The 18,936-nt window shown below is 72.2% G+C and carries 16 protein-coding genes; 5 read left to right on the top strand and 11 right to left on the bottom strand.

Features of this window, described 5'->3' with window-relative positions:
- On the top strand, window positions 1-235 hold a 235-nt coding region (locus ACFTZL_RS09890; protein ID WP_382580029.1), incomplete at its 5' end, for a hypothetical protein.
- Between the two features lie 102 nt (window positions 236-337).
- On the opposite strand, the gene ACFTZL_RS09885 is transcribed toward ACFTZL_RS09890, so the two are convergent.
- From ACFTZL_RS09885 to ACFTZL_RS09875, 3 genes are read right to left on the bottom strand one after another with little or no spacing between them, the layout of a single operon-like run.
- Window positions 338-1,105 (bottom strand): enoyl-CoA hydratase-related protein, encoded by a 768-nt coding sequence (locus ACFTZL_RS09885; RefSeq protein ID WP_382580028.1) that lies wholly within the window; start codon window positions 1,103-1,105, stop codon window positions 338-340.
- A 34-nt stretch (window positions 1,106-1,139) separates the two neighbouring features.
- On the bottom strand, window positions 1,140-2,396 hold the full coding sequence (locus tag ACFTZL_RS09880) for a hypothetical protein (RefSeq protein WP_382580027.1): 1,257 nt from the start codon (window positions 2,394-2,396) through the stop codon (window positions 1,140-1,142).
- A complete protein-coding gene (locus ACFTZL_RS09875; RefSeq protein ID WP_382580026.1) occupies window positions 2,393-3,931 on the bottom strand; it encodes an amino acid adenylation domain-containing protein in 1,539 nt (512 codons plus the stop codon). Before ACFTZL_RS09875 ends, ACFTZL_RS09880 begins: the two co-directional genes overlap by 4 nt.
- A 394-nt stretch (window positions 3,932-4,325) precedes the next feature.
- On the opposite strand from ACFTZL_RS09875, the gene ACFTZL_RS09870 reads away from it, so the two are divergent.
- Window positions 4,326-6,443, top strand: coding sequence for a molybdopterin oxidoreductase family protein (locus ACFTZL_RS09870; RefSeq protein WP_382580025.1), 2,118 nt, complete (start codon window positions 4,326-4,328; stop codon window positions 6,441-6,443).
- Window positions 6,444-6,453: 10 nt separating this feature from the next.
- On the opposite strand, the gene ACFTZL_RS09865 is transcribed toward ACFTZL_RS09870, so the two are convergent.
- From ACFTZL_RS09865 to manD, 5 genes are read right to left on the bottom strand one after another with little or no spacing between them, the layout of a single operon-like run.
- Window positions 6,454-7,422: a sugar kinase gene (locus tag ACFTZL_RS09865; protein ID WP_382580024.1), complete on the bottom strand. Its 969-nt coding sequence runs from the start codon at window positions 7,420-7,422 to the stop codon at window positions 6,454-6,456.
- A gap of 40 nt (window positions 7,423-7,462) precedes the next feature.
- Window positions 7,463-8,521 (bottom strand): L-idonate 5-dehydrogenase, encoded by a 1,059-nt coding sequence (locus ACFTZL_RS09860; protein ID WP_382580023.1) that lies wholly within the window; start codon window positions 8,519-8,521, stop codon window positions 7,463-7,465.
- Window positions 8,518-9,912, bottom strand: coding sequence for an MFS transporter (locus ACFTZL_RS09855; protein WP_382580022.1), 1,395 nt, complete (start codon window positions 9,910-9,912; stop codon window positions 8,518-8,520). The genes ACFTZL_RS09860 and ACFTZL_RS09855 overlap by 4 nt, the downstream gene beginning before the upstream one ends.
- Before the next feature lie 42 nt (window positions 9,913-9,954).
- Window positions 9,955-11,328 (bottom strand): mannitol dehydrogenase family protein, encoded by a 1,374-nt coding sequence (locus tag ACFTZL_RS09850; protein ID WP_382580021.1) that lies wholly within the window; start codon window positions 11,326-11,328, stop codon window positions 9,955-9,957.
- A complete protein-coding gene (gene manD / locus ACFTZL_RS09845) occupies window positions 11,325-12,533 on the bottom strand; it encodes a D-mannonate dehydratase ManD (protein WP_261680815.1) in 1,209 nt (402 codons plus the stop codon). The genes ACFTZL_RS09850 and manD overlap by 4 nt, the downstream gene beginning before the upstream one ends.
- A gap of 93 nt (window positions 12,534-12,626) precedes the next feature.
- Between manD and ACFTZL_RS09840 the strand changes: the two genes are divergently transcribed.
- Window positions 12,627-13,337, top strand: coding sequence for a GntR family transcriptional regulator (locus ACFTZL_RS09840; RefSeq protein WP_382580020.1), 711 nt, complete (start codon window positions 12,627-12,629; stop codon window positions 13,335-13,337).
- Between the two features lie 81 nt (window positions 13,338-13,418).
- Here the strand turns inward: ACFTZL_RS09840 and ACFTZL_RS09835 are convergent, their stop codons facing one another.
- Window positions 13,419-15,065: a M4 family metallopeptidase gene (locus ACFTZL_RS09835; protein ID WP_382580019.1), complete on the bottom strand. Its 1,647-nt coding sequence runs from the start codon at window positions 15,063-15,065 to the stop codon at window positions 13,419-13,421.
- Window positions 15,066-15,204: 139 nt separating this feature from the next.
- Here ACFTZL_RS09835 and ACFTZL_RS09830 point away from each other — a divergent pair, with 139 nt between their 5' ends.
- The gene (locus tag ACFTZL_RS09830) at window positions 15,205-15,618 is read left to right on the top strand and encodes a gamma-glutamylcyclotransferase family protein (protein WP_382580018.1); all 414 of its coding nucleotides are present in this window, start codon (window positions 15,205-15,207) and stop codon (window positions 15,616-15,618) included.
- A 573-nt stretch (window positions 15,619-16,191) separates the two neighbouring features.
- Here ACFTZL_RS09830 and ACFTZL_RS09825 read toward each other — a convergent pair.
- Window positions 16,192-16,857 carry a TetR/AcrR family transcriptional regulator gene (locus ACFTZL_RS09825; RefSeq protein ID WP_382580017.1) on the bottom strand — a complete coding sequence of 222 codons (666 nt, stop codon included), beginning with the start codon at window positions 16,855-16,857 and terminating at the stop codon, window positions 16,192-16,194.
- Between the two features lie 44 nt (window positions 16,858-16,901).
- On the opposite strand from ACFTZL_RS09825, the gene ACFTZL_RS09820 reads away from it, so the two are divergent.
- Entirely contained in the window at window positions 16,902-17,675 is a 774-nt protein-coding gene (locus ACFTZL_RS09820; RefSeq protein ID WP_382580016.1) for an SDR family NAD(P)-dependent oxidoreductase, read from the top strand.
- A 374-nt stretch (window positions 17,676-18,049) separates the two neighbouring features.
- On the opposite strand, the gene ACFTZL_RS09815 is transcribed toward ACFTZL_RS09820, so the two are convergent.
- Window positions 18,050-18,667, bottom strand: a complete 618-nt coding sequence (locus ACFTZL_RS09815; protein ID WP_382580015.1) for an NADPH-dependent FMN reductase — start codon at window positions 18,665-18,667, stop codon at window positions 18,050-18,052.
- Window positions 18,668-18,936 lie beyond the last annotated feature (269 nt).

Below are 18,936 nucleotides of genomic sequence, written 5' to 3'. Positions count from 1 at the left end.
CGCCTCGGCGGCGCCCGTGGCCGCCGCGGCGGTCAAGGCCCCGGAGCCGGGCTGCGCGAAGCTCGGCGCGTCCGGCCAGTGGTGGGCCGACATCCACAACGTGTGCGGGCACACCATCTCCGCCAGCGTGGAAGTCGACGGCTTCGACCCCTCCTGTATCCAGATCGGCCCCGGCGGGGTCGGGAGGATCGGTCTGGACGTGGGCGACGAGCCGTACTACGCGTACGAGTGCTGACCGGGGCCGTGCCCTGACCAGGCACAGCCCCTGAACGTGGCCGGGGACGGGGGCGCGGCCGGCGCGCTCCGCGTGTCCCGTCCCCGGCCTTTTCCGCAGCGGTCAGCTTCCGTGGAAGCGCGGTGTGCGCTTCTCCAGGAACGCCGCCATCCCCTCCTTCTGGTCGTCGGTCGCGAACAGGGCGTGGAACACCCGCCGTTCGAAGCGGATGCCGTCCCTGAGGCCGGTCTCCAGGGCCCGGTCGACGCACTCGCGGGCCGCCCTGACCGCCGTACGGCCGTAAGAGGCGACGGCCGCGGCCGCTCGCAGCGCCTCGGCGAACGCTTGGTCGTCGGGGACCACGCGGGAGACCAAGCCGCAGCGCTCGGCCTCCCGGGCGTCCATCGTGCGGCCGGTGAGCACCAGGTCCATGGCCTTGGCCCGGCCCGCCAGGCGGGTCAGCCGCTGGGTGCCGCCGATGCCGGGTATCACGCCCAGCTTGATCTCCGGCTGGCCGAACAGGGCCGACTCGCCCGCGATGACCAGGTCGCACATCATGGCCAGCTCACAACCGCCGCCGAGCGCGTAACCGCTCACGGCGGCGATCTTCGGGGTGCGCAGGTCCGCGAACTCCTCCCAGGCCGCGAACCAGTCCTCGGACAGCATGTCGACGGCCGACTTTCCCGCCATCTCCTTGATGTCCGCGCCGGCCGCGAAGACCTTCTCCGAGCCGCTGACGACGACGCAGCCCACGTCCGGGTCGTCGTCCAACGGGGCGAGAACCCCGAGGAGTTCGGCGAGCAGCTCCGAACTGAGCGCGTTGAGGGCGTGCGGGCGGTGCAGGCGGACGGTCACCACACGGCCGTCCCGCTCGACCTTCAGATTGTTCATCTTCCGTCTCCTTCAGCAGGGTTACGCAGCGGGGTCACGAGTCCCAGATCGCGCCGTACGCCGGAATGCCGCGCCGTTCCAGGCCGTGCACCACCTGCCAGGTGAGCCGCTTGTTGGAGATGCAGATGACGGCCTCCGCCCCGAAGTCGCGGTAGGCGTCGTGGGCGAGGCGCACCATGTCGGGCTTGCCGTGCCGGGAGGTGTCCCAGACCAGGGCGTGCGGCTGGACGGCGAGGATCTCGTCGACGAGGGCGTCGCCGTAGGTGGCCCGGGGATCGCGGGTCGCCCAGACCAGGCGGGAGGGCACCTCGGCGGCGAGCAGATGGGGCAGGCAGGGGCCGATGCCGCTGCCGGTCGCCACGTACACCACCTTTCTGAACAGGACCTCGATGTTGGCGACTCCGGCCGTGGTGATGCCCTTGACCCACACCCGCTCGGGCAGGTCGTCGATGAACGAGCCGGTCCAGTCACCGGCGCGGGAGATGGTGAGCCGGAAGCCGGAGCGGCCGGGGGCGGGGACGTTGGCGAAGGAGTGCCACTCCTTGAGCGGGCTGCGGCTGATCGCCGTCGAGGAGCCGGCGAAGGGCGTCTCGCCGTAGTCGAAGCGGGCCAGGGCCACATGCGGCGAGGGGCGTTCGGTGCGGATGTCCACCTTGCGCAGCCGCAGCCAGGGCAGGGCCACGCTGAACGTGACGACGGCGAGGACCACGAGCGGGACCGGGCCCTGGCCGGAGAGCAGGGTGTGGGTCCAGAAGAGGGCGAGGGCGCTCCAGCCGCCGAAGCGGTGGATCTTCTCGAAGTGGTCGTGGTGGCGGGAGCGGAAGGGCGGCAGGGCGGTGGCGATGATGAGCGCGAGGAGCGCCAGGAGGGCCCAGCCGACGGCCATGAGGGGGCCGTTCGGTGTGGTGATCGTCAGCGCCAGGAACCAGGCCGTGCCCGCCAGTGCCCCGCCCACGTGCAGTCCGCCGAAGTGGTACACCTTGCCGAGCGCCCAGCGGACCTTCAGCGGCCAGTGCGTGGGGGCCGAAGTCGCCAGCCGGAAGAAGAGGTTGACGACGTGCTGCTGGCGTACGACGACGGCGAGGGCGAGGTTGGCGAGGGCGGCGTGCCCGGGGGTGGGGGCGGCCAGGGGCCAGGCGGCCCACAGGAACGCCGCGTTGGCCAGCAGGACCAGGGCCGCCAGGCGGTTGTAGTGCATCAGGCGGGGGTGTTTGAGCAGGCGGCGGGGTGCGGGCAGGAGCGGCGGGAGTTCGCCCGTGTCCTGGTGTGTGCGGGGCGGGGACGTGGTCATCGGGCCACCGCCAGGCGCTCCTCGATCATGCGCAGCAGGGCCTGTTTGTCGACCTTGCCGCGGTCGGTCTCGGGGAGGTAGGCGAGCGGCAGGACCTGTTCGGGGACGCAGTAGTACGGCAGGGCGTCCGCGACCGCGCGGCGGGCCGCGTCCGGGTCGGTGTCCGCCGGGCAGACGAAGGACACCAGGGTGCGGGCGTCGCGTTTCAGGGTGACGGCGCGGGTGCAGCCGGCGGCCTCCAGCACGGAGGAGACGGAGTCCAGCTCGACGCGGAAGCCGCGCACCTTGACCTGGTCGTCGGTGCGGCCCAGGTGTTCGAGCCGGCCGTCGAGGGTCCAGCGGCCGAGATCGCGGGTGCGGAACATGCGGCGGCCGCCGCCGAGGAACGGGTCGGGGGCGTAGCGCTCGGCGTTGAGCGCGTCGTTGCCGAGGTAGCCCGCGGAGACGCAGTCGCCGCCCGCCCACATCTCGCCGGTCTCGCCGAAGGGCAGGGGTCGGCGGTCGGCGTCGAGGACGTAGACCGTGTTGTTGGGGGTGGGGCGGCCGATGGTGAGCAGCGGGGCGTGCGGGTCGTGGCGGCTCATCGTGTTGACGATCGTGGTCTCGGTCGGGCCGCAGCAGTTGTAAAAGGCGGTCTGCCGGGCCCAGCGGTCGGCCAGCGGGCGCGGGCAGGGCTCCCCCGCCACGGCGACCGTGCGCACGCGTGGGCAGGCGGCGGGGTCGAGGCCGGACAGCACGGTCGGCGTCGCGATGATCACGTCCGCCGTGCGGGCCGCCGCGGCGATGTCCTTGCCGCGGATGACGAGGGTGCCGCCGTGGGTGAGGCAGCCGAGGATCTCCCAGGCGGCCATGTCGAAGGCGATGCTGAGGAGCTGGGCGACCCGGTCGCCGGGGCGGATGCCGAGGCCGCCCGGTTCGGTGAGCAGGAGGTTGGCGACGTTGCGGTGGGTGACCTTCACGCCGTTGGGGCGGCCGGTGGTGCCGGAGGTGAACAGGACGTAGCAGCCGTCGTCGCCGGTGACCCGGGGGCGTGGGGCCGGGGCGTGGGGCCGGGGCTCGTCGAGCGGGATCGGCAGGTCGTCGAGCGGGAGCAGCAGATGGCCGGCCGGCAGCGGCACGCGGTGGGCGTGTTCGGCGAGGGTGAGGACGACCCGGGTGCGGGCGGTGCGGATGACGTGGGTGAGCTGGGCCGGGGGTGCGAGGCCGATGTCCTGGGGGACGTAGGCGGCGCCGGCTTTCAGGATGCCGAGCAGGCCGACGAGCATCGGGATCGAGCGGCGGACGAACAGGCCGACGTGGTCGCCGGGTCGGACGCCCTCGCGGATCAGGCGGGCGGCGAGGGCGTCGGCGTACCGGTCGAGCTCGCCGTAGGTGAGGCGCGCGCCCTGGTGTTCGGCGGCCACGGCGTGCGGGGTGGCGGCGGCGTGCCGGGCGACGGCGTGGTGCAGGAGCGGGTCGGGGACGGGGACGGTCGGGCCCCGGCCGTACTGCCGGAAGAGGTGCTGGTCGTGCGGGTTCAAGTGGCGCAGAGGCATGATCGGGTGGCCTCCTGGCTGTTTCGAGTGTCGGATTGCCACAGGCGGCGGAGCCGCAGGTGGATGCAGCCGTGAGTGGCGGGCATGCCCGGGTGTCGAACGCCGTGCGGAGTCGTGCGAGCGCTGCGCGTAGCGAGAGCGTAGTGCGGCTGCTTCAACTCTCAACGAGGGCGGATCGGACAAGAAAGGAACGCAATGAGCCACATGTGGCGTTTTTCGTCCCACGGGCAACGTCCGTACCGGTCGGCGACGACCTGAAGGCGGGCAGGCGTGTGCCTCGGACGGGCGGGCCTGTGTGCCTCACGCGGGCCGGGCGGCGGCGGGGAGGTCCCCGTCCCGGCCGCGTAACAGGGAGCCGTGCCGCGCGTAACACGGCCGAAGCACGCTGAACGGTATGCAGAACACCGCCACGCCCACGCACTGCCCGTACTGCGCCCTGCAGTGCGGGATGAACCTGACGCCCGCGCCGGACGGGACCGTCGAGGTGAGCGAGCGCGCGGACTTCCCGGTGAACCGGGGCGCGCTGTGCGGCAAGGGCCGTACGGCACCCGCGGTGCTGGCCTCCGGCGTCCGTCTGACCTCACCGTTGGTGCGTTCCGGGGGCGAGCTGGTGCCCGCCTCCTGGGACGAGGCGCTGGACCGGATCGCCACGGGGCTGCGCCGGACGCGCGCGGGGCACGGGCCGGACGCGGTCGGGGTGTTCGGCGGGGGCGGTCTGACGAACGAGAAGGCGTACACGCTCGGCAAGTTCGCGCGGGTCGTGCTCGGCACGTCCCAGATCGACTACAACGGCCGTTTCTGCATGTCGTCGGCGGCTGCCGCCGGCATCAAGGCGTTCGGGCTCGACCGGGGGCTGCCGTTCCCGCTGGAGGACATCCCGAAGACCGGCTGCGTGATCCTCGTCGGGTCGAATCTCGCGGAGACCATGCCGCCGTCGCTCCGCTTCTTCAACGAGCTGCGGGAGAACGGCGGCACGCTGATCGTGATCGACCCGCGCCGCACGAAGACCGCCGAGCAGGCGGATCTGCACCTGGCGCCCCGGCCGGGCACGGACCTGGCGCTGGCGCTGGGACTGCTGCACCTGGTGATCGCCGAGGGGCGGGTGGACGCGGAGTACGTCCAGGAGCGCACGGTGGGCTGGGAGGACGCGCGGGCCGCGGCGATGGCGCACTGGCCGGAGTACGTGGAGCGGATCACGGGGGTGTCCGTTCCCCAACTGCGGGAGACCGTGCGGATGTTCTGCGAGCCGGAGTCGGCGATGGTGCTCACCGCGCGCGGGCCCGAGCAGCAGTCCAAGGGCACGGACACGGTGGGCGCGTGGATCAACCTGTGCCTGGCGACCGGCCGGGCCGGCCGTCCGCTGTCCGGATACGGCTGTCTGACCGGGCAGGGCAACGGGCAGGGCGGACGCGAACACGGGCAGAAGGCCGACCAGTTGCCGGGCTATCGCAAGCTCGACGATCCGGCGGCGCGGCGGCATGTCGCCGAGGTGTGGGGAGTGGACCCGGAGTCGCTGCCGGGCCCGGGGCGCAGTGCGTACGAGCTGCTGGACGCGCTGGGCACGGACATCAAATCCCTGCTGCTGATGGCGTCCAACCCGGTGGTGTCGGCGCCGCGTGCCGCGCACATCGAGGAGCGCATCAGGTCGCTGGACTTCCTGGCCGTGTGTGACGTGGTGCTGTCGGAGACGGCGGAGCTCGCCGACGTGGTCCTGCCGGTCACGCAGTGGGCGGAGGAGACGGGCACGACGACGAACCTCGAGGGCAGGGTCCTGCTGCGCCGCCAAGCGATCACCCCGCCCGAGGGCATCCGCAGCGACCTGGAGGTCCTCCACGAACTGGCCGCCCGCCTGGGCGTGGAGAAGGGCTTCCCGACCGACCCCGAGGAGGTCTTCGAGGAACTCCGCCGCGCGAGCGCGGGCGGCCCGGCGGACTACTCGGGGATCACGTACCGCAGGATCGTGGAGGAGGACGGGGTGTTCTGGCCTTGTCCGGGTTCCGCGGAGGCGGCGGAGCGGCCCGCCGCGGGTGACACCACGGCCATGGCGCACCCCGGCACCCCCCGCCTCTTCCTCGACCGTTTCGCCACCCCCGACGGACGAGCCCGGTTCGTGCCCGTCTCGCATCGGGCGGCCGCCGAGGAACCGGACGACGAGTACCCCGTGCTGCTGACCACCGGGCGGGTCGTGGCGCAGTATCAGTCCGGGGCGCAGACGCGGCGCGTGGCGGAGCTGAACGCCGCGGCGCCCGGGCCGTTCGTGGAGTTGCATCCGCGGCTGGCGGCGCGGCTCGGGGCGGCCGAGGGGGATCCGGTCGCCGTCGTGTCGCGGCGGGGCCGGGCCGTGGCGCCCGCGAGGATCACGACCGCCATCCGGCCCGACACCGTGTTCATGCCCTTCCACTGGCCGGGCGAGGGCCGCGCCAACACCCTCACCAACCCCGCGCTCGACCCGACCTCCCGAATGCCGGAGTTCAAGGCGTGTGCGGTGCGGTTGGAGGCCGTGCGGGGCTGAGTGGCCGGGGCTAGCGCCGGGCCAGGGCCAGGGCCTCGCCGAGGTCGGGGATGTCGTCCCGGCTGCGGAGCGCTGTCGCCGCCGTCAGGTGGCCGAGGCGCAGCCTGGACGGCTCGTCGAGATCCTCCAGGACCCCGGACAGATACCCGGCGGCGAAGGCGTCGCCCGCGCCGACCGGTTCGACGACCTCGACGGCGAGGGCGGGCGCGAAGGTGCTCTCACCCGCCGCGTACGACGTGGCGCCGTGCTCCGCGTCCTTGACGACGACGAGCGGCGCCGGGGCGAGCAGGCTCGCGATGGCGTCGGGGTGGGCCGTGCCCCACAGGGCCTCGGCCTCGTCGCGCCCGACGAACACGAGGTCCGCGGCCCGGGCCAGGTCCCGCAGCACCGGTGCCGCCTCGGCGTTCCGCCCGCTCCACAGGGCGGGGCGGTGGTTGACGTCGAAGGAGACGAGCGGCCGACGCCCCGCGCCATCCCACGGGGTGCGGCGTACGACGATCTCCTCCAGAAGGCGGGCGCAACTGGCGGACAGCGCCGCGGTGATGCCCGACACGTGCACGATCCGCGGCCTCCGCAACTCGGGCGCGCCGGCCAGTTCCGGTCCCATGTGGGCGGCGGCCGATCCGCTCCGGTAGTACAGGGGCCGGGTGGCGTCCGGGCCGGGGTCCTTGAAGTACACGCCGGTCGGATGCGCCGGGTCGACGGCGACGGCGCCCACCTCGACGCCCCGGGACGCGAGTTCGGCACGGATGCGCCGCCCGAACGCGTCGTCGCCCACCCGGCTCAGCCAGGCCGCGCGATGCCCGAGCGCGGCCAGTCCGCAGGCCACGTTGGACTCGGCGCCGCCGACCGAGAGGCGGAGCGCGGACTGGTCGGCGAGCGGCCGGTCGTCCGGCGGGCTGAGCACGGCCATGGTCTCGCCGAGACACACGACGTCCGCCGGCGGGTGCTCGGGGGAGACGGCGGTCGGGTGGGGCACGGAGTTCTCCTACGGGAACGGTGGGACTACGGACGTGCTGTCAGAGGACGACCGGCGCTCCCCCGCCGAGCCGCAGCATCACCTTGCTGCTCGCGCTCGCCGGGTCCGCCGCGACCGTGAGGGCCTGCTCGGCCTGTTCCAGGGGGAAGCGGTGGGTGATGACCGGTGAGATGTCCAGGCCGTCGCGCAGGGCGCTCAGGGCGTCGTCGATCTCGTCGACGAAACGGTAGGAGCCGATCCAGGTGATCTCCCGGGTGACCAGGTCGCCCAGGACGGCGGGCTCGGCCGTGCCCGGCAGGTTCCCGACCTGTACGACGGTGCCGCCCCGGGCCGTGGCCCGAAGGACCGCCCCCAGCGCGGCCGGTGCGCCGGACGCCTCGAAGACGACGTCGACGTCGTGCGGCAGTTCCTCGCCCCGGGAGACGTCGACCGTCGCGTCGGCGCCCATACGCCGGGCCACGGCGAGCGACGCGGAGGACAGGTCGGCGGCGCACACCGTTTCGGCGCCGTGGTGCTTCGCGGCCGCGACGACCAGCGAGCCGATCGGACCGGCCCCGTTGACCAGGACCGTACGGCCTCGCAGCGCCGGAACCCGGCCCACGGCGTGCAGGGCGACCGCCAGCGGCTCCGCGAGGGCCCCCGACTCGGTGTCCACGCCCTCGGGCAGCGGCCGGACCTGGGCCGCACGGACCGTACGGAACTCGCTGAACCCGCCGTCGGTGTGCGGAGTGAGGGCCGCCGAGCCGAAGTAGCGGACCCGCTCGTGGAGGTTGGTGCGCCCGGCGAGCCGCTCGGGGGGCTCGCCGACGAGCTGGGCCGGGTGGACGGTGACAGGCTGTCCCTCCGACAGGCCGGTCACCCCGGAGCCCAGCGCCGCGACCCGGCCGGCGAACTCGTGGCCGAGGACCAGCGGGTGGGCGAGGGCGGCGGTGCCGGAGGCGCCCTTCTTCCAGTACGCGACGTCGGAGCCGCAGATACCGCCCCACTCCAGGGCGATCAGCACCTCGTCCCGCGCGGGCTCGGGCCGGGGCCGCTCGTCGATCCTGACGTCACCCGCGCCGTGCACGACGACGGCCTTCATAGCGGTCACAGGGGTCATGCGGCGTCCTCCAGCCGGACCAGGTCGCGTCCGCGCGTCTCGGGCGAGAGCAGTGCGCTGACGAGGGTGATGAGGGAGTAGACGACGAGCATCGCCGCGATGGGCCACCAGCTTCCGGTGGCGGCGGTGAGGCTCGCCGCGAGGACCGGCCCGATCGCGGTGGCGAGGACGCCGCCGATCTCCTTGGACAGCGCGAGCTGGGTGAACCGGGTGCGGGATCCGAAGAGTTCGGCCATGGTCACGCTCTCCAGCGCGAACAGTCCGAGGACGCCGATGTTCAGGCCAAGGACCATGCCGAGCATCAGGGCGGGCGTGCTGCCCGAGGTGATCAGCATCATGAGCGGGAAGGCGGTGAGGGCCGTCAGCGAGGTGAGGGCCAGATACATCCGGCGGCGTCCGAAGCGGTCGCCGAGCATGCCGATGGCCGGCACCGTGAGGAAGCCCAGCAGCGACCCGTACACGATGGCGTCGGTGGGTACGGAGCGCTCGGCCGCGAGTTCGGTGGCGATGTAGCCGACGAGGAACGTCTGGATCAGCCCGGAGTTGCCGGCCTGCCCGAAGCGCAGCCCGAGCGCCAGGAAGAACGCCTTGCCCTTGCGCTGCTTCAGGCCCGCCTCCAGCAGCCCGGCCTCGTCGTCCGCCCCCTTCGTGACGGCCGTCTCCACCTCGCGCCGGCTCATCGCGACGCCGTCCACGACGTCGGGCCGCTCCTCGAAGACCGGGCTCTCCTTGAGGTTGCGCCGCAGCCACACCGCGAACAGCAGCAGCCCGAAGCTCAGCAGGAAGGGCAGCCGCCAGCCCCAGGACAGCAACTGGTCCTCGCTGAGCACGGCGAGGAGCACCGCCCACAGCCCGGAGGCGGCCAGCGTCCCCGAGTTGGTGCCCAGCGACACCAGCGAGGCGACCAGACCGCGCCGTTTCGTCGGGGCGTACTCGGCGAGCATCACCGTCGCGCCCGCGATCTCCGCGCCCGCGCCGAAGCCCTGGGCGAGGCGCAGGACGACGAGCAGGACGGGCGCCAGGATACCGATGGTCGCGTAGGTGGGCAGGACGCCGATGAGGGTGGTCGAGGCGCCCATCAGCAGGATGGTGATCGTCAGGACCTTCTTGCGGCCGAGCCGGTCACCCATTCTCCCGAAGTAGACCGCGCCGGCGAGCCGGGCGACATAGCCGACGCCGTAGGTGGCCATCGCGGCGATGAGGCCGATGGCGGGGCTGACGTCCGGGAAGAAGATCTTGTTGAAGACGATCGCGGCCGCCAGCGAGTACAGCTGGAAGTCCATGAACTCCATGGCCGTGCCCAGCCAGCCGGACACGGCGGCCTTGGTCAGGTCACGGGTGGTGCGTCGCACGCCGTCGGCCTGCTCGGCCGTGGTCGTGGTGTCCTTCATCGTGAACTCCGTTGTTCCGGGGACGGGTGAGGTGGACGGGGCTCAGATGTCCACGTGTCCGGCACGCAGCGCCGGGAGCCGCCCTACGACGACGGTGACGAGCTCGGAGTCGCCGGCGAGGTCGGACGCGCCGACGGCCGTGAGCAGCGCGCGGACGACGGCCGTGTCGTCCGCTCCGGTGCGCCAGCAGGCGGTGAGGGCGTCCCGCGCGGGGTCCGGGATGTCGTGGTCCCGGGTGAGGTGCACCCAGCCCGCGAGGGCGAGTTCGAGGACCGGGGTGGCCGTACCGCGCTCGCGCAGGAGGCGCAGGGCCGGCAGCCAGCGTTCGGTGATCTTGAGCGAGCCGTCCGAGGCGATCTGCCGCAGCAGGTGACGCATGGCCGGGTTGCGGAAGCGGGCGACCAGGTCGTCGGCGTACCGGCGGGGGTCCGGGCCGCCGTCCGGCAGCGTGGGCGCGACCTCGGCGCACAGGGACCTGACGAGCCGCTCGCCCCAGCCGTCGGCCATCGCGTCGGCGACGGTGGTGCGGCCCGCGGCGATCCCGAGGAAGGCGAGGGCCGAGTGCGAGCCGTTGAGCAGCCGCAGTTTGGTGAGCTGGTAGGGGGCGACATCGGGCACGAGGAGGGCGCCGTCCAGCTCCCACGGCGGACGCGGGGCCGTGAAGCGGTCCTCGAGGACCCACTGCCGATACGGTTCGCCGCTCACGGGCAGGGCGTCGTGGACGCCCAGCGCGGTGGCCGTCGCCGTGAGGTCTCCCGGGGCGGTGGCGGGGACGATCCGGTCCACCACGGTGGCGGGGAAGGCCACCTGCCGGTCGAGCAGTTCCAGGGTCTGATCCCGGTCGCGCCCGCCCGCGGCGCGCACGGCGTCCTGGACCGCGGTCCGCAGCACGGCGCCGTTGTCCGCCATGTTGTCGCAGGACACGACGCTGATCGGGGCGGCACCGGAGCGCATCCGCGCGGCCAGCCCGGCGGCGAGGCGCCCGACGACCGTGTCCGGGCCGGCGGCCCGGTAGCCCTTCTCCGTGATCGTCAGCGTCACCACCGTCACCTCGGGGTCGGTGAGCAGGGCGTCGACGGCCGCCCCGTCCCGCCCGAGCGCGTACGCGCCGGTGAGCGCGCCGACGACCCGGGGGACGCCGCCCTCGTCACGGCGCTCGGTCACCGAGTACAGGCAGTCCTGGGCGCGCAGGGCGTCGACGGTCGCCGCCGACCGGGGAGCGACGGCGGCGATGCCCCAGGGCTCGCCGGAGTGCGCGACGGCGTTCTCGGTGTAGAGGGCCTGGTGGGCCCGGTGGAAGGCGCCGATGCCGAAGTGGACGACGCGGGTGCGCAGTCCGGCGGGGTCGACGCGGGGGCGCGAGGCGGGCGGGAGCGCGCCGAGCGCGGCGCGGTTCAGCCGCTGTATGCCGCTCACCAGTCGTGCACCGAGCCGTCGAGACGGCGGGCGACCGGGAGATAGCGCCGCTGGTAGGGGAAGCGTTCGGCGGCCTTCTCGTCGTACTCGACCCCGAGGCCCGGCTCGTCCGAGGGGTGCAGCATGCCGTCGGCGAAGGTGACGCCCGTGCGGAACACCTCGGCGGCCTCGTCGGGGTGGCCCATGTGCTCCTGGATGCCGAAGTTCGGCACGGCGAGGTCGAGGTGCACGGCCGCGGCCATGCTGACCGGGGAGAGGTCGGTGGCGCCGTGCGAGCCGGTGCGTACGTGGTAGAGCGCGGCGAGGTCGAAGATCCGGCGGAGGTGGGTGATGCCGCCCGCGTGGACCACGGTGGTGCGCACGTAGTCGATGAGCTGCTCGGTGATGAGGTGCTGGACGTCCCAGATGGAGTTGAACACCTCGCCGACGGCGATCGGTGTCGTGGTGTGCTGCCGTATGAGCCGGAACGCCTCCTGGTTCTCGGCGGGCGTCGGGTCCTCCATCCAGAACAGCCGGCAGGCCTCGACGCTCTTGCCGAAGCGGGCCGCCTCGATCGGCGTCAGCCGGTGGTGCACGTCGTGCAGGAGGTGGAAGCCGAAGCCGAAGCGCTCCCGTACGGCCTCCAGGTACGTCGGGGCGAAGCCGAGGTAGGCCTCGGTGTCCCAGGGCTGCTCGTCGGGCAGATCGGTCGCGGCCGGTTCGTAGACCTTGCCCTTGCGGACGCCGTAGGTGCCGCCGACGTCCGGGACCGCCGCCTGGGCGCGCACGGCCTTGTAGCCGAGCTCCAGATAGCGCTCGACGTCGTCGAGGAGGGAGGGCACGTCGGTGCCGCTGGCGTGCGAGTAGACCAGAACGCCGTCCCGGGACCGGCCGCCGAGCAGCTCGTACACGGGGAGTCCGGCGGTCTTGCCCTTGATGTCCCACAGGGCCGTGTCGACGGCGGCGATGGCCGTCATGGTGACCGGGCCGCGCCGCCAGTAGGCGCCCTTGTAGAGGTACTGCCAGGTGTCCTCGATGCGCGCCGGGTCGCGGCCGATCAGCAGCGGGGCGAGGTGATCGCGCAGATAGCTCGCCACGGCCAGCTCGCGCCCGTTGAGCGTGGCGTCGCCGAGGCCGGTCACCCCGTCCGAGGTGGTGATGCGCAGGGTGACGAACGTGCGGCCCGGGGAGGCGACGAAGACCTCGACGCGCTCGATGGTGCTCACTGAGGGCTCTCCTTCCCTGTCGTGCAGTACTTGTATACAAGCACCTGTCGCACAGGGGAGCAATACCCTCGCTTCGATACGTAGGATGTGCACATGGCCCAGACGAACCGGCGGACCAGCCGGCGCTCCATCTACCTGAAACTGCGTCAGATGGTGCTGACCCTCGAACTCCCCCCGGGCGCCGCTCTGTCGGAGAACGAGCTGGCCGCGTCCCTGGGCGTGAGCCGCACGCCGGTACGGGAGAGCCTGATCCTGCTGGCCCAGGACGGGCTGGTGCAGATCTTCCCCAAGATCGGGTCGTTCGTGTCCCGGGTGGACCCGGCGCAGGTCGCGGACGCGCAGTTCCTGCGGGAGGCCGTCGAACTGGCCTCACTGGACGCCCTGCCGTCCGAGCTGGACGCCTCGGTCGTGGCGGAACTACGGGACAACCTCGGACGTCAGCAGCGCACGCGGCTGAGCCTGGAGGAGTTCTTCGAACTGGACGAGGCCTTCCACCACGGCCTGATGCGGCTGGGCGGCCACGGCAACGTGTGGACCACGGTCGCCGCGGCCAAGGGCCACCTGGACCGGGCCCGCCGGCTGGGCCTGCACGAGAACGTCTCCCCCGCGGTCTTCGCCGACCAGCACCAGGAGATCTTCGACGCGGTCGTCGGCGGCGACCTCGCACTGGCCCGCACGGCCATGCGTACACACCTGCGCGCCGTCTTCAGCGACATCGAGCGCATCCGGGCCCACTCACCCGAGCTCTTCGCGACCGGCTCCTCGTCCGTGCCGGTGCGGCGCAACGTGGTGGTCTGGGAGTAGCGGAGCAGAACGCTCCGGCACAGGCCTCGGTGGTGTCCGCACCCGAACCGCGGACACCACCGAGTGTCGTGAGGGGGCCGCTCAGCCCACGTCGACGGCGCTCCAGGCGGCGCCCACGGCCTTCTGCTCCGTGCTGCCGCTGCCGTAGAGGTCCTTCGCCGCGTTCAGGGTCGCCTTGCGGGCAGCCGCGTAGTTCGTCGAGGACGTCATGTAGACCGTCAGGGCGCGGTACCAGATCTTGCCCAGCTTGGCCTTGCCGATGCCCTTGACCGTGGCGCCGTCGCAGGTCGGCGAGGAGTGGCTGACGCCGTTGATCGTCTTGGCGCCGCTGCCCTCCGCGAGCAGGTACGCGAAGTGGTTGCCGACGCCCGAGGAGTAGTGCACGTCGAGGTCGGCGACCTTGTCGCTCCAGCAGTCGGCGGACTTGCCGTCCTTCGACGGCTTGTCCATGCGGCGCAGGGACTCCCGGCCGAGCCCGGAGCGGACGACCTTCTCGCCGATGAGCCAGTCACCGGGGTCCTTGGAGTTGTTCGCGTGGAACTCCACCAGCGTGCCGAAGATGTCCGACGTGGCCTCGTTCAGTCCGCCGGACTCGCCCGAGTACGTCAGCGCCGCCGTCTTCGAGGTGACACCGTGGGACATCTCGTGCCCGGCCACGTCCAGCGACACCAGCGGACCGAGCTGCTTGCCGTCGCCGTCGCCGTACGTCATGCAGAAGCAGTTGTCGTCCCAGAAGGCGTTGTTGTAGTTCTTGCCGTAGTGGACGCGGTTGAACGAGCCCTTGCCGTCGCCGGCTATGCCCTTCCGGTTGTGGACGTTCTTGTAGTAGTCCCAGGTGACGTCCGTGCCGTACTGCGCGTCCACCGCCACCGTGGCGCGGCCGGAGGTCGCGCCCGTGCCCCAGTGGTTGTCCGCGTCGGTGAAGAGCGTCGCGGGGGCGCGGGTCAGGCAGACCGTGAGCAGGCACTTGTCCGTCTGGTTCTCCGCGTCGCCCGTGTAAGTGCCGCCGCGCGTGGCGTCCTTCAGCCGGTACGACGACCCGGACTTCGTCGTCTCCAGCGGAACCGTGCCGCCGTAGAGGGACTTGCCGTCGCCCGACACCGTCTCCATGGTGTCCCAGGCGTCGATCCGGTCGCCGGTGGTCGCGTCGGTCAGCACCGTGCGCCCGACGGGGTTGCCGAGTCCGTCGTGTGCGACCGCGTCGGTCTGCCAGGCGAGCTTCGGGGCGCCGTGCAGGGCGTCGACGACCAGGCGCGGCTTGGCCGTCAGCTTCTTCAGGGTCTCGCCGAGGTGGGCGGCGCGCAGCAGGCTCGCGGCCAGGTCGGCGGCCTTCGGGGCGGTCACCTTGGGGGTGACGCTGGCTATGGAGAGCGCGGACTTCGTGGCGCGGTTCGCGCTGCGGTACGTGCCGTCCGGGTTCAGGTGGAGTACGAAGTCGCCGCCGAGGACCGGGAGCCGGTGGTAGGTGCGGTCGTAGCGGACGTGCTGGGAACCGTCCTTGTCGACGACCACGTCCCGGACCTTCGTCTCCTGGGCCTCTCCCAGGCCCAGTGCCGCGGCCCGGTCGGCGAGGACCGTCTCCGCACTCTCGATCGCGTCGGACCGGGTCGGCCGTTCGTCCGCCTGGGCGGTGGGGGAAAGTACGGCGGCTACCAGGGCGCCGATGCCGGTGGCGGCCACGCCTGCGGTGGCGAGACGGGAACCTCGGACGTGACGTATCCGACTCATCGGTCTCCTCATACGGGCGCACCCGGTCGCGTGGGGTCGACCGGGGGCGGCGTTGATGTTGACCGCGAGTTAATTCGGCCCGGACCTGGCATGTCCATAGGCCCGTTGTGCAGGTGTGTGAGGGTGCAGAATCGTTCCTGTGACCCTCCCTTTCTTCGTCTACGGCACGCTCCGCCCCGGCGAGGTCAATCACGACCTCTTCCTGCGGGGACGCATCCGCTCCGAGGCCCCGGGACGGCTCGATGACGCGGTGCTGTACGCCGGGCCGGGCTACCCGTACGCGGTCGAGGAACCGGGCAGCGGCGACACCGTGAACGGGGAGTTGATCACCGCCCTGCCGGAGTCGTACGGGGCGCTGCTCGCGGAGCTGGACCGGCTGGAGGACTACGTACCGGGGGATCCGCGCAGTCTGTACGTACGCGTCGAGCGGAAGGTCGTGAGGGTGGCGGACGGGGCGGCGGTCCGGGCTTGGGTGTACGTCGCCGGGCCGGCTGTGGCGTCACGGCTTCGGGCTGGGGGGAGACGGATTGCGGGTGGGGATTGGCGGGGGTGAGCGGGGCGAGGGGTGGATGTGCAGGGGAGCCCGGGGTGGGGGTGGCGCGGGCGGTGGATGTGCAGGGGCCCGGAGTGAGGGGGCGCGGGCGGTAGATGTGCAGGGGAGCCCGGAGTGAGAGGGCGCGGGCGGTAGATGTGCAGGGGGCCGGGGTGGTTGTGGCCGCGGTGTCCTCTGTCGGTAGCCGGGGGGCGAGGCGGGCGACGGCGCGAGCGTGGGGGCGTCGGGCGGGGCGTGGCCTCGGCGCCCAGGGGCAGCAGCGGGCCGACGCAGGCGAGGTGGGCGTGCCGACGCCGGGGCCGGTCGTGGCCGCGAGGCCTATGGTCGGCAGCGGGCCGACGCACTAGGGGTGGGCATGCCGACGTCGGGGCCGGTCGTCGCCTCGACGCCCCCGGCCGGCAGCGAGGGGGAGCGCGGGCAGCGCGCCCGAGGCGGGCCACGCACGCGGATGGGCCCGGGGCAGATCAAGACGTCATCTCACTTGGTGAGTCTGCGATAGCAGATGAGGGTGCAGGCGATGCTCGTGAAGGCGAGGCGCCAGAACTGCGCTGCGTTCGATGTTCACGAGATGGGTCAGTCCTGTCCTGACGGCGGGTTATGGCCGCCTCGATTCCTAAGGCCGGTGGCGACGGCGTCCCCGAAGGACGCGGCGAGTGCTAGCGCGATCAGGTCGGGCAGTTGCGTCTGCCCGTCGTCCTCGGCCCAGCGCGTCAATGCCGTGTGCATCGCGGCCAGGCATGCGCTGGTCGCGGCCTGGGCGCGGAACGCGGCGTCATGGGTAGTCGCGTCGTCCAGGCCGAGGGCGTCGACGATGGCCTGCTGGAGCGCGTACTGGCTGTCCAGATGCCGGGCCCGCAGCGCGGGCGTCGAGACCATCAGCCGGAGGCAGTCCAGCAGGAACCGCTCGCTCACTGCCGATTCGTCCCCCTCGTCACCGGTCAACACCGTGGCCGCATCGACGAGTGCGCCACCGACGCGGCGCACCACGGGCTGCGTCGCGGGCGATGCGGCGACCTTCTCGGCGATGAGCCGGGCGGGCTGGTCGATGAGGACGAGGTCCTCCTTGGTGGGGAAGTGCCGGTACACGGTCATCGCCGAGACACCGGCTGCCTCAGCGACTTCGGCCACCGTCACCGTGTCGTAGCCGCGGTCGGTGAACAGCCGCACCGCATGCTCCTGGATCACGCGCCGCGTCCCGGCTCGCTGCCGTTCCCTCAGGGTGGGCTTTCGCTCGTTCATATGGTAGACACTACCGCAATGTTAGTAACTAACATTCGGATGGGGTGGACGGTGTGAGCGGTCAGGTCGGCAGGACGGCTTTGGTGACGGGTGCGTCGCGTGGCATCGGTCAAGCGATCGCAGCCCGGCTCGCAGCGGAAGGGGGCATGGTCATCGTGCACTTCGGCACGGACGAGAGCGGGGCGGCGGCAACGGTCGAGGCGGTAGAACGGGCTGGTGGGGCCGCCCGCGCCGTCCGGGCTGAACTGGGCGTGGACGGCGATGTCGAGACGCTCTTCGCCGGTGTCGAGGACTGCTTGTCGGGTAGACCGCTCGACATCCTCGTCAACAACGCCGCGGCTGTACCGGCCGGCCCGCTCGGCGCGACGACCCGGGCGGAGTTCGACCGCCTGTTCGCGGTCAACGTGCGAGCGCCGTATTTCATCATCGAGCACGCGATGCCCCTGCTGCGTAACGGCGGCCGGATCATCACGATCTCATCGGTGGCGACCCGGATGGCCAACTCGGCCCAGACGTCCTTCGCCATGACGAAAGCCGCGGTCGAGACGATGAGCAGGACCCTGGCCAACCAACTCGGGCCCCGGGGGATCACGGTGAACGCTGTCGCTCCCGGAGCCACCAGGACGGCGGCCAACGGAGCCGTCTTCGACGTGCCGGGCCTCACCGAACAGATCACCGCCATGACGGCACTCGACCGGCTGGGCGGGCCCGACGACGTCGCCGATGTGGTCGCCTTCCTCGCATCCGACGCCGCTCGCTGGATCACCGGCCAGGTCATCGACGCGAGCGGCGGCCTGTTCCTCGGTCCACGCGTCTGACACCAAGAGCGCGGGTTCTCGCCCACGGCGGGACGAGCATGTGCGGCGCGTGCGTAGGGGCGTAGGGCGGGTCGTGACTGCAACGCCCGGGGCACTGGCGAGCCAACGCATGCGAGGCAGGCCGCACGGCCGTACGGACGCCTGGGGCCGTCGTGATCACCACGGCCGGGCCGGCCGGCGAGGCGGACGCAGGCAGCGCGTGCGATGGACGCTCGACGGGTTGACCACGACGCCCCGGCTCAGCAGCAGGCCGACGCAGGCGAGGCAGCCGCATCGGCGCCGAGGCCAGTCGTGATCACGGCGCCCGGGGCGGCAGCGCGCGCCCGAGGCGGGCCGCGCACGTGGATGCCCCGGGGGCGGTCACGGGCAGCCCGTCAGTCCGTGTACGGGCGGGTCGCCCTCGCTTCTCGCAACGCTTCGCCCCACCACACGAGTTGGTCCAGCATGGTCTTCGCCGCGGCGTCCGGGCCGGTGGGGTCCCGTAGGGCGCCCTTGTCGTCGAAGGACGCGCCCGCGTTGTGGAAGGAGACGGTGTCGCGGACCGTCACGGCGTGGAGTTCGGCGAAGACCTGGCGGAGGTGTTCCACCGCGCGCAGGCCGCCGGAGAGGCCGCCGTAGGAGACGAGGGCGACCGGCTTGGCCTGCCACTCGGTGAAGTGCCAGTCGACGAGGTTCTTCAGGCCCGCCGGGTAGGAGTGGTTGTACTCGGGGGTGAGGACGACGAAGGCGTCCGCGCGGGCCAGTTTCGGGGTGATGCCGGAGAGTGCCGCGGCCGCCTCGGGGGTCTGCTCGAAGGACATCGGCAGCTCGGCCTCGGCGACGTCCACGACCTCGGCGACCAGGTCGTCCCGGTCCCGGAGGTGGTCGAGGAGCCAGTCGGCGACGACGGGACCGAAGCGGCCGTGGCGGTTGCTGCCGACGACGAGGGTCACATGGAGGGGCTCGGTCGTGGACCGGGCAGCGGTGGGTGCGTGCGTAACGGCTGAGTTCATGTGGCACAGCCTCGTACCTCAACTTTTGTTGAGGTCAAGCCCGGACCTGCTCCGCAGTCGGGTCACCCGTTCACACGCGCTCGTCAGGCTTTTCCGGCGCCCGCTCATCGAAACGCCCTTGACCTGCCAAAACACCCCCCGGGAGGCCGTCGGGCCACACGCCCCTGACACCCATTCACCCCAATTCTGACGCCCCCTCAGAAAGCGCGGTCGCCGCGCTGCCCGTTACCTCGGAAGGGCAGGTGCACGAACGAACCGCTCGAAGGAGC

The organism is Streptomyces sp. NPDC056948 (assembly GCF_042674225.1).
Taxonomy (GTDB): domain Bacteria; phylum Actinomycetota; class Actinomycetes; order Streptomycetales; family Streptomycetaceae; genus Streptomyces; species Streptomyces purpurascens.
This window is presented reverse-complemented; position numbering and strand designations above follow the sequence as displayed.

Excerpts from the sequence above, each read along its gene's own strand:
- ACFTZL_RS09885 (WP_382580028.1), bottom strand. The coding sequence starts at position 1,105 with ATGAACAATCTGAAGGTCGAGCGGGACGGCCGTGTGGTGACCGTCCGC.
- ACFTZL_RS09880 (WP_382580027.1), bottom strand. The coding sequence starts at position 2,396 with ATGACCACGTCCCCGCCCCGCACACACCAGGACACGGGCGAACTCCCG.
- ACFTZL_RS09875 (WP_382580026.1), bottom strand. The coding sequence starts at position 3,931 with ATGCCTCTGCGCCACTTGAACCCGCACGACCAGCACCTCTTCCGGCAG.
- ACFTZL_RS09870 (WP_382580025.1), top strand. The coding sequence starts at position 4,326 with ATGCAGAACACCGCCACGCCCACGCACTGCCCGTACTGCGCCCTGCAG.
- ACFTZL_RS09860 (WP_382580023.1), bottom strand. The coding sequence starts at position 8,521 with ATGACCCCTGTGACCGCTATGAAGGCCGTCGTCGTGCACGGCGCGGGT.
- ACFTZL_RS09855 (WP_382580022.1), bottom strand. The coding sequence starts at position 9,912 with ATGAAGGACACCACGACCACGGCCGAGCAGGCCGACGGCGTGCGACGC.
- ACFTZL_RS09840 (WP_382580020.1), top strand. The coding sequence starts at position 12,627 with ATGGCCCAGACGAACCGGCGGACCAGCCGGCGCTCCATCTACCTGAAA.
- ACFTZL_RS09835 (WP_382580019.1), bottom strand. The coding sequence starts at position 15,065 with ATGAGTCGGATACGTCACGTCCGAGGTTCCCGTCTCGCCACCGCAGGC.
- ACFTZL_RS09825 (WP_382580017.1), bottom strand. The coding sequence starts at position 16,857 with ATGAACGAGCGAAAGCCCACCCTGAGGGAACGGCAGCGAGCCGGGACG.
- ACFTZL_RS09815 (WP_382580015.1), bottom strand. The coding sequence starts at position 18,667 with ATGAACTCAGCCGTTACGCACGCACCCACCGCTGCCCGGTCCACGACC.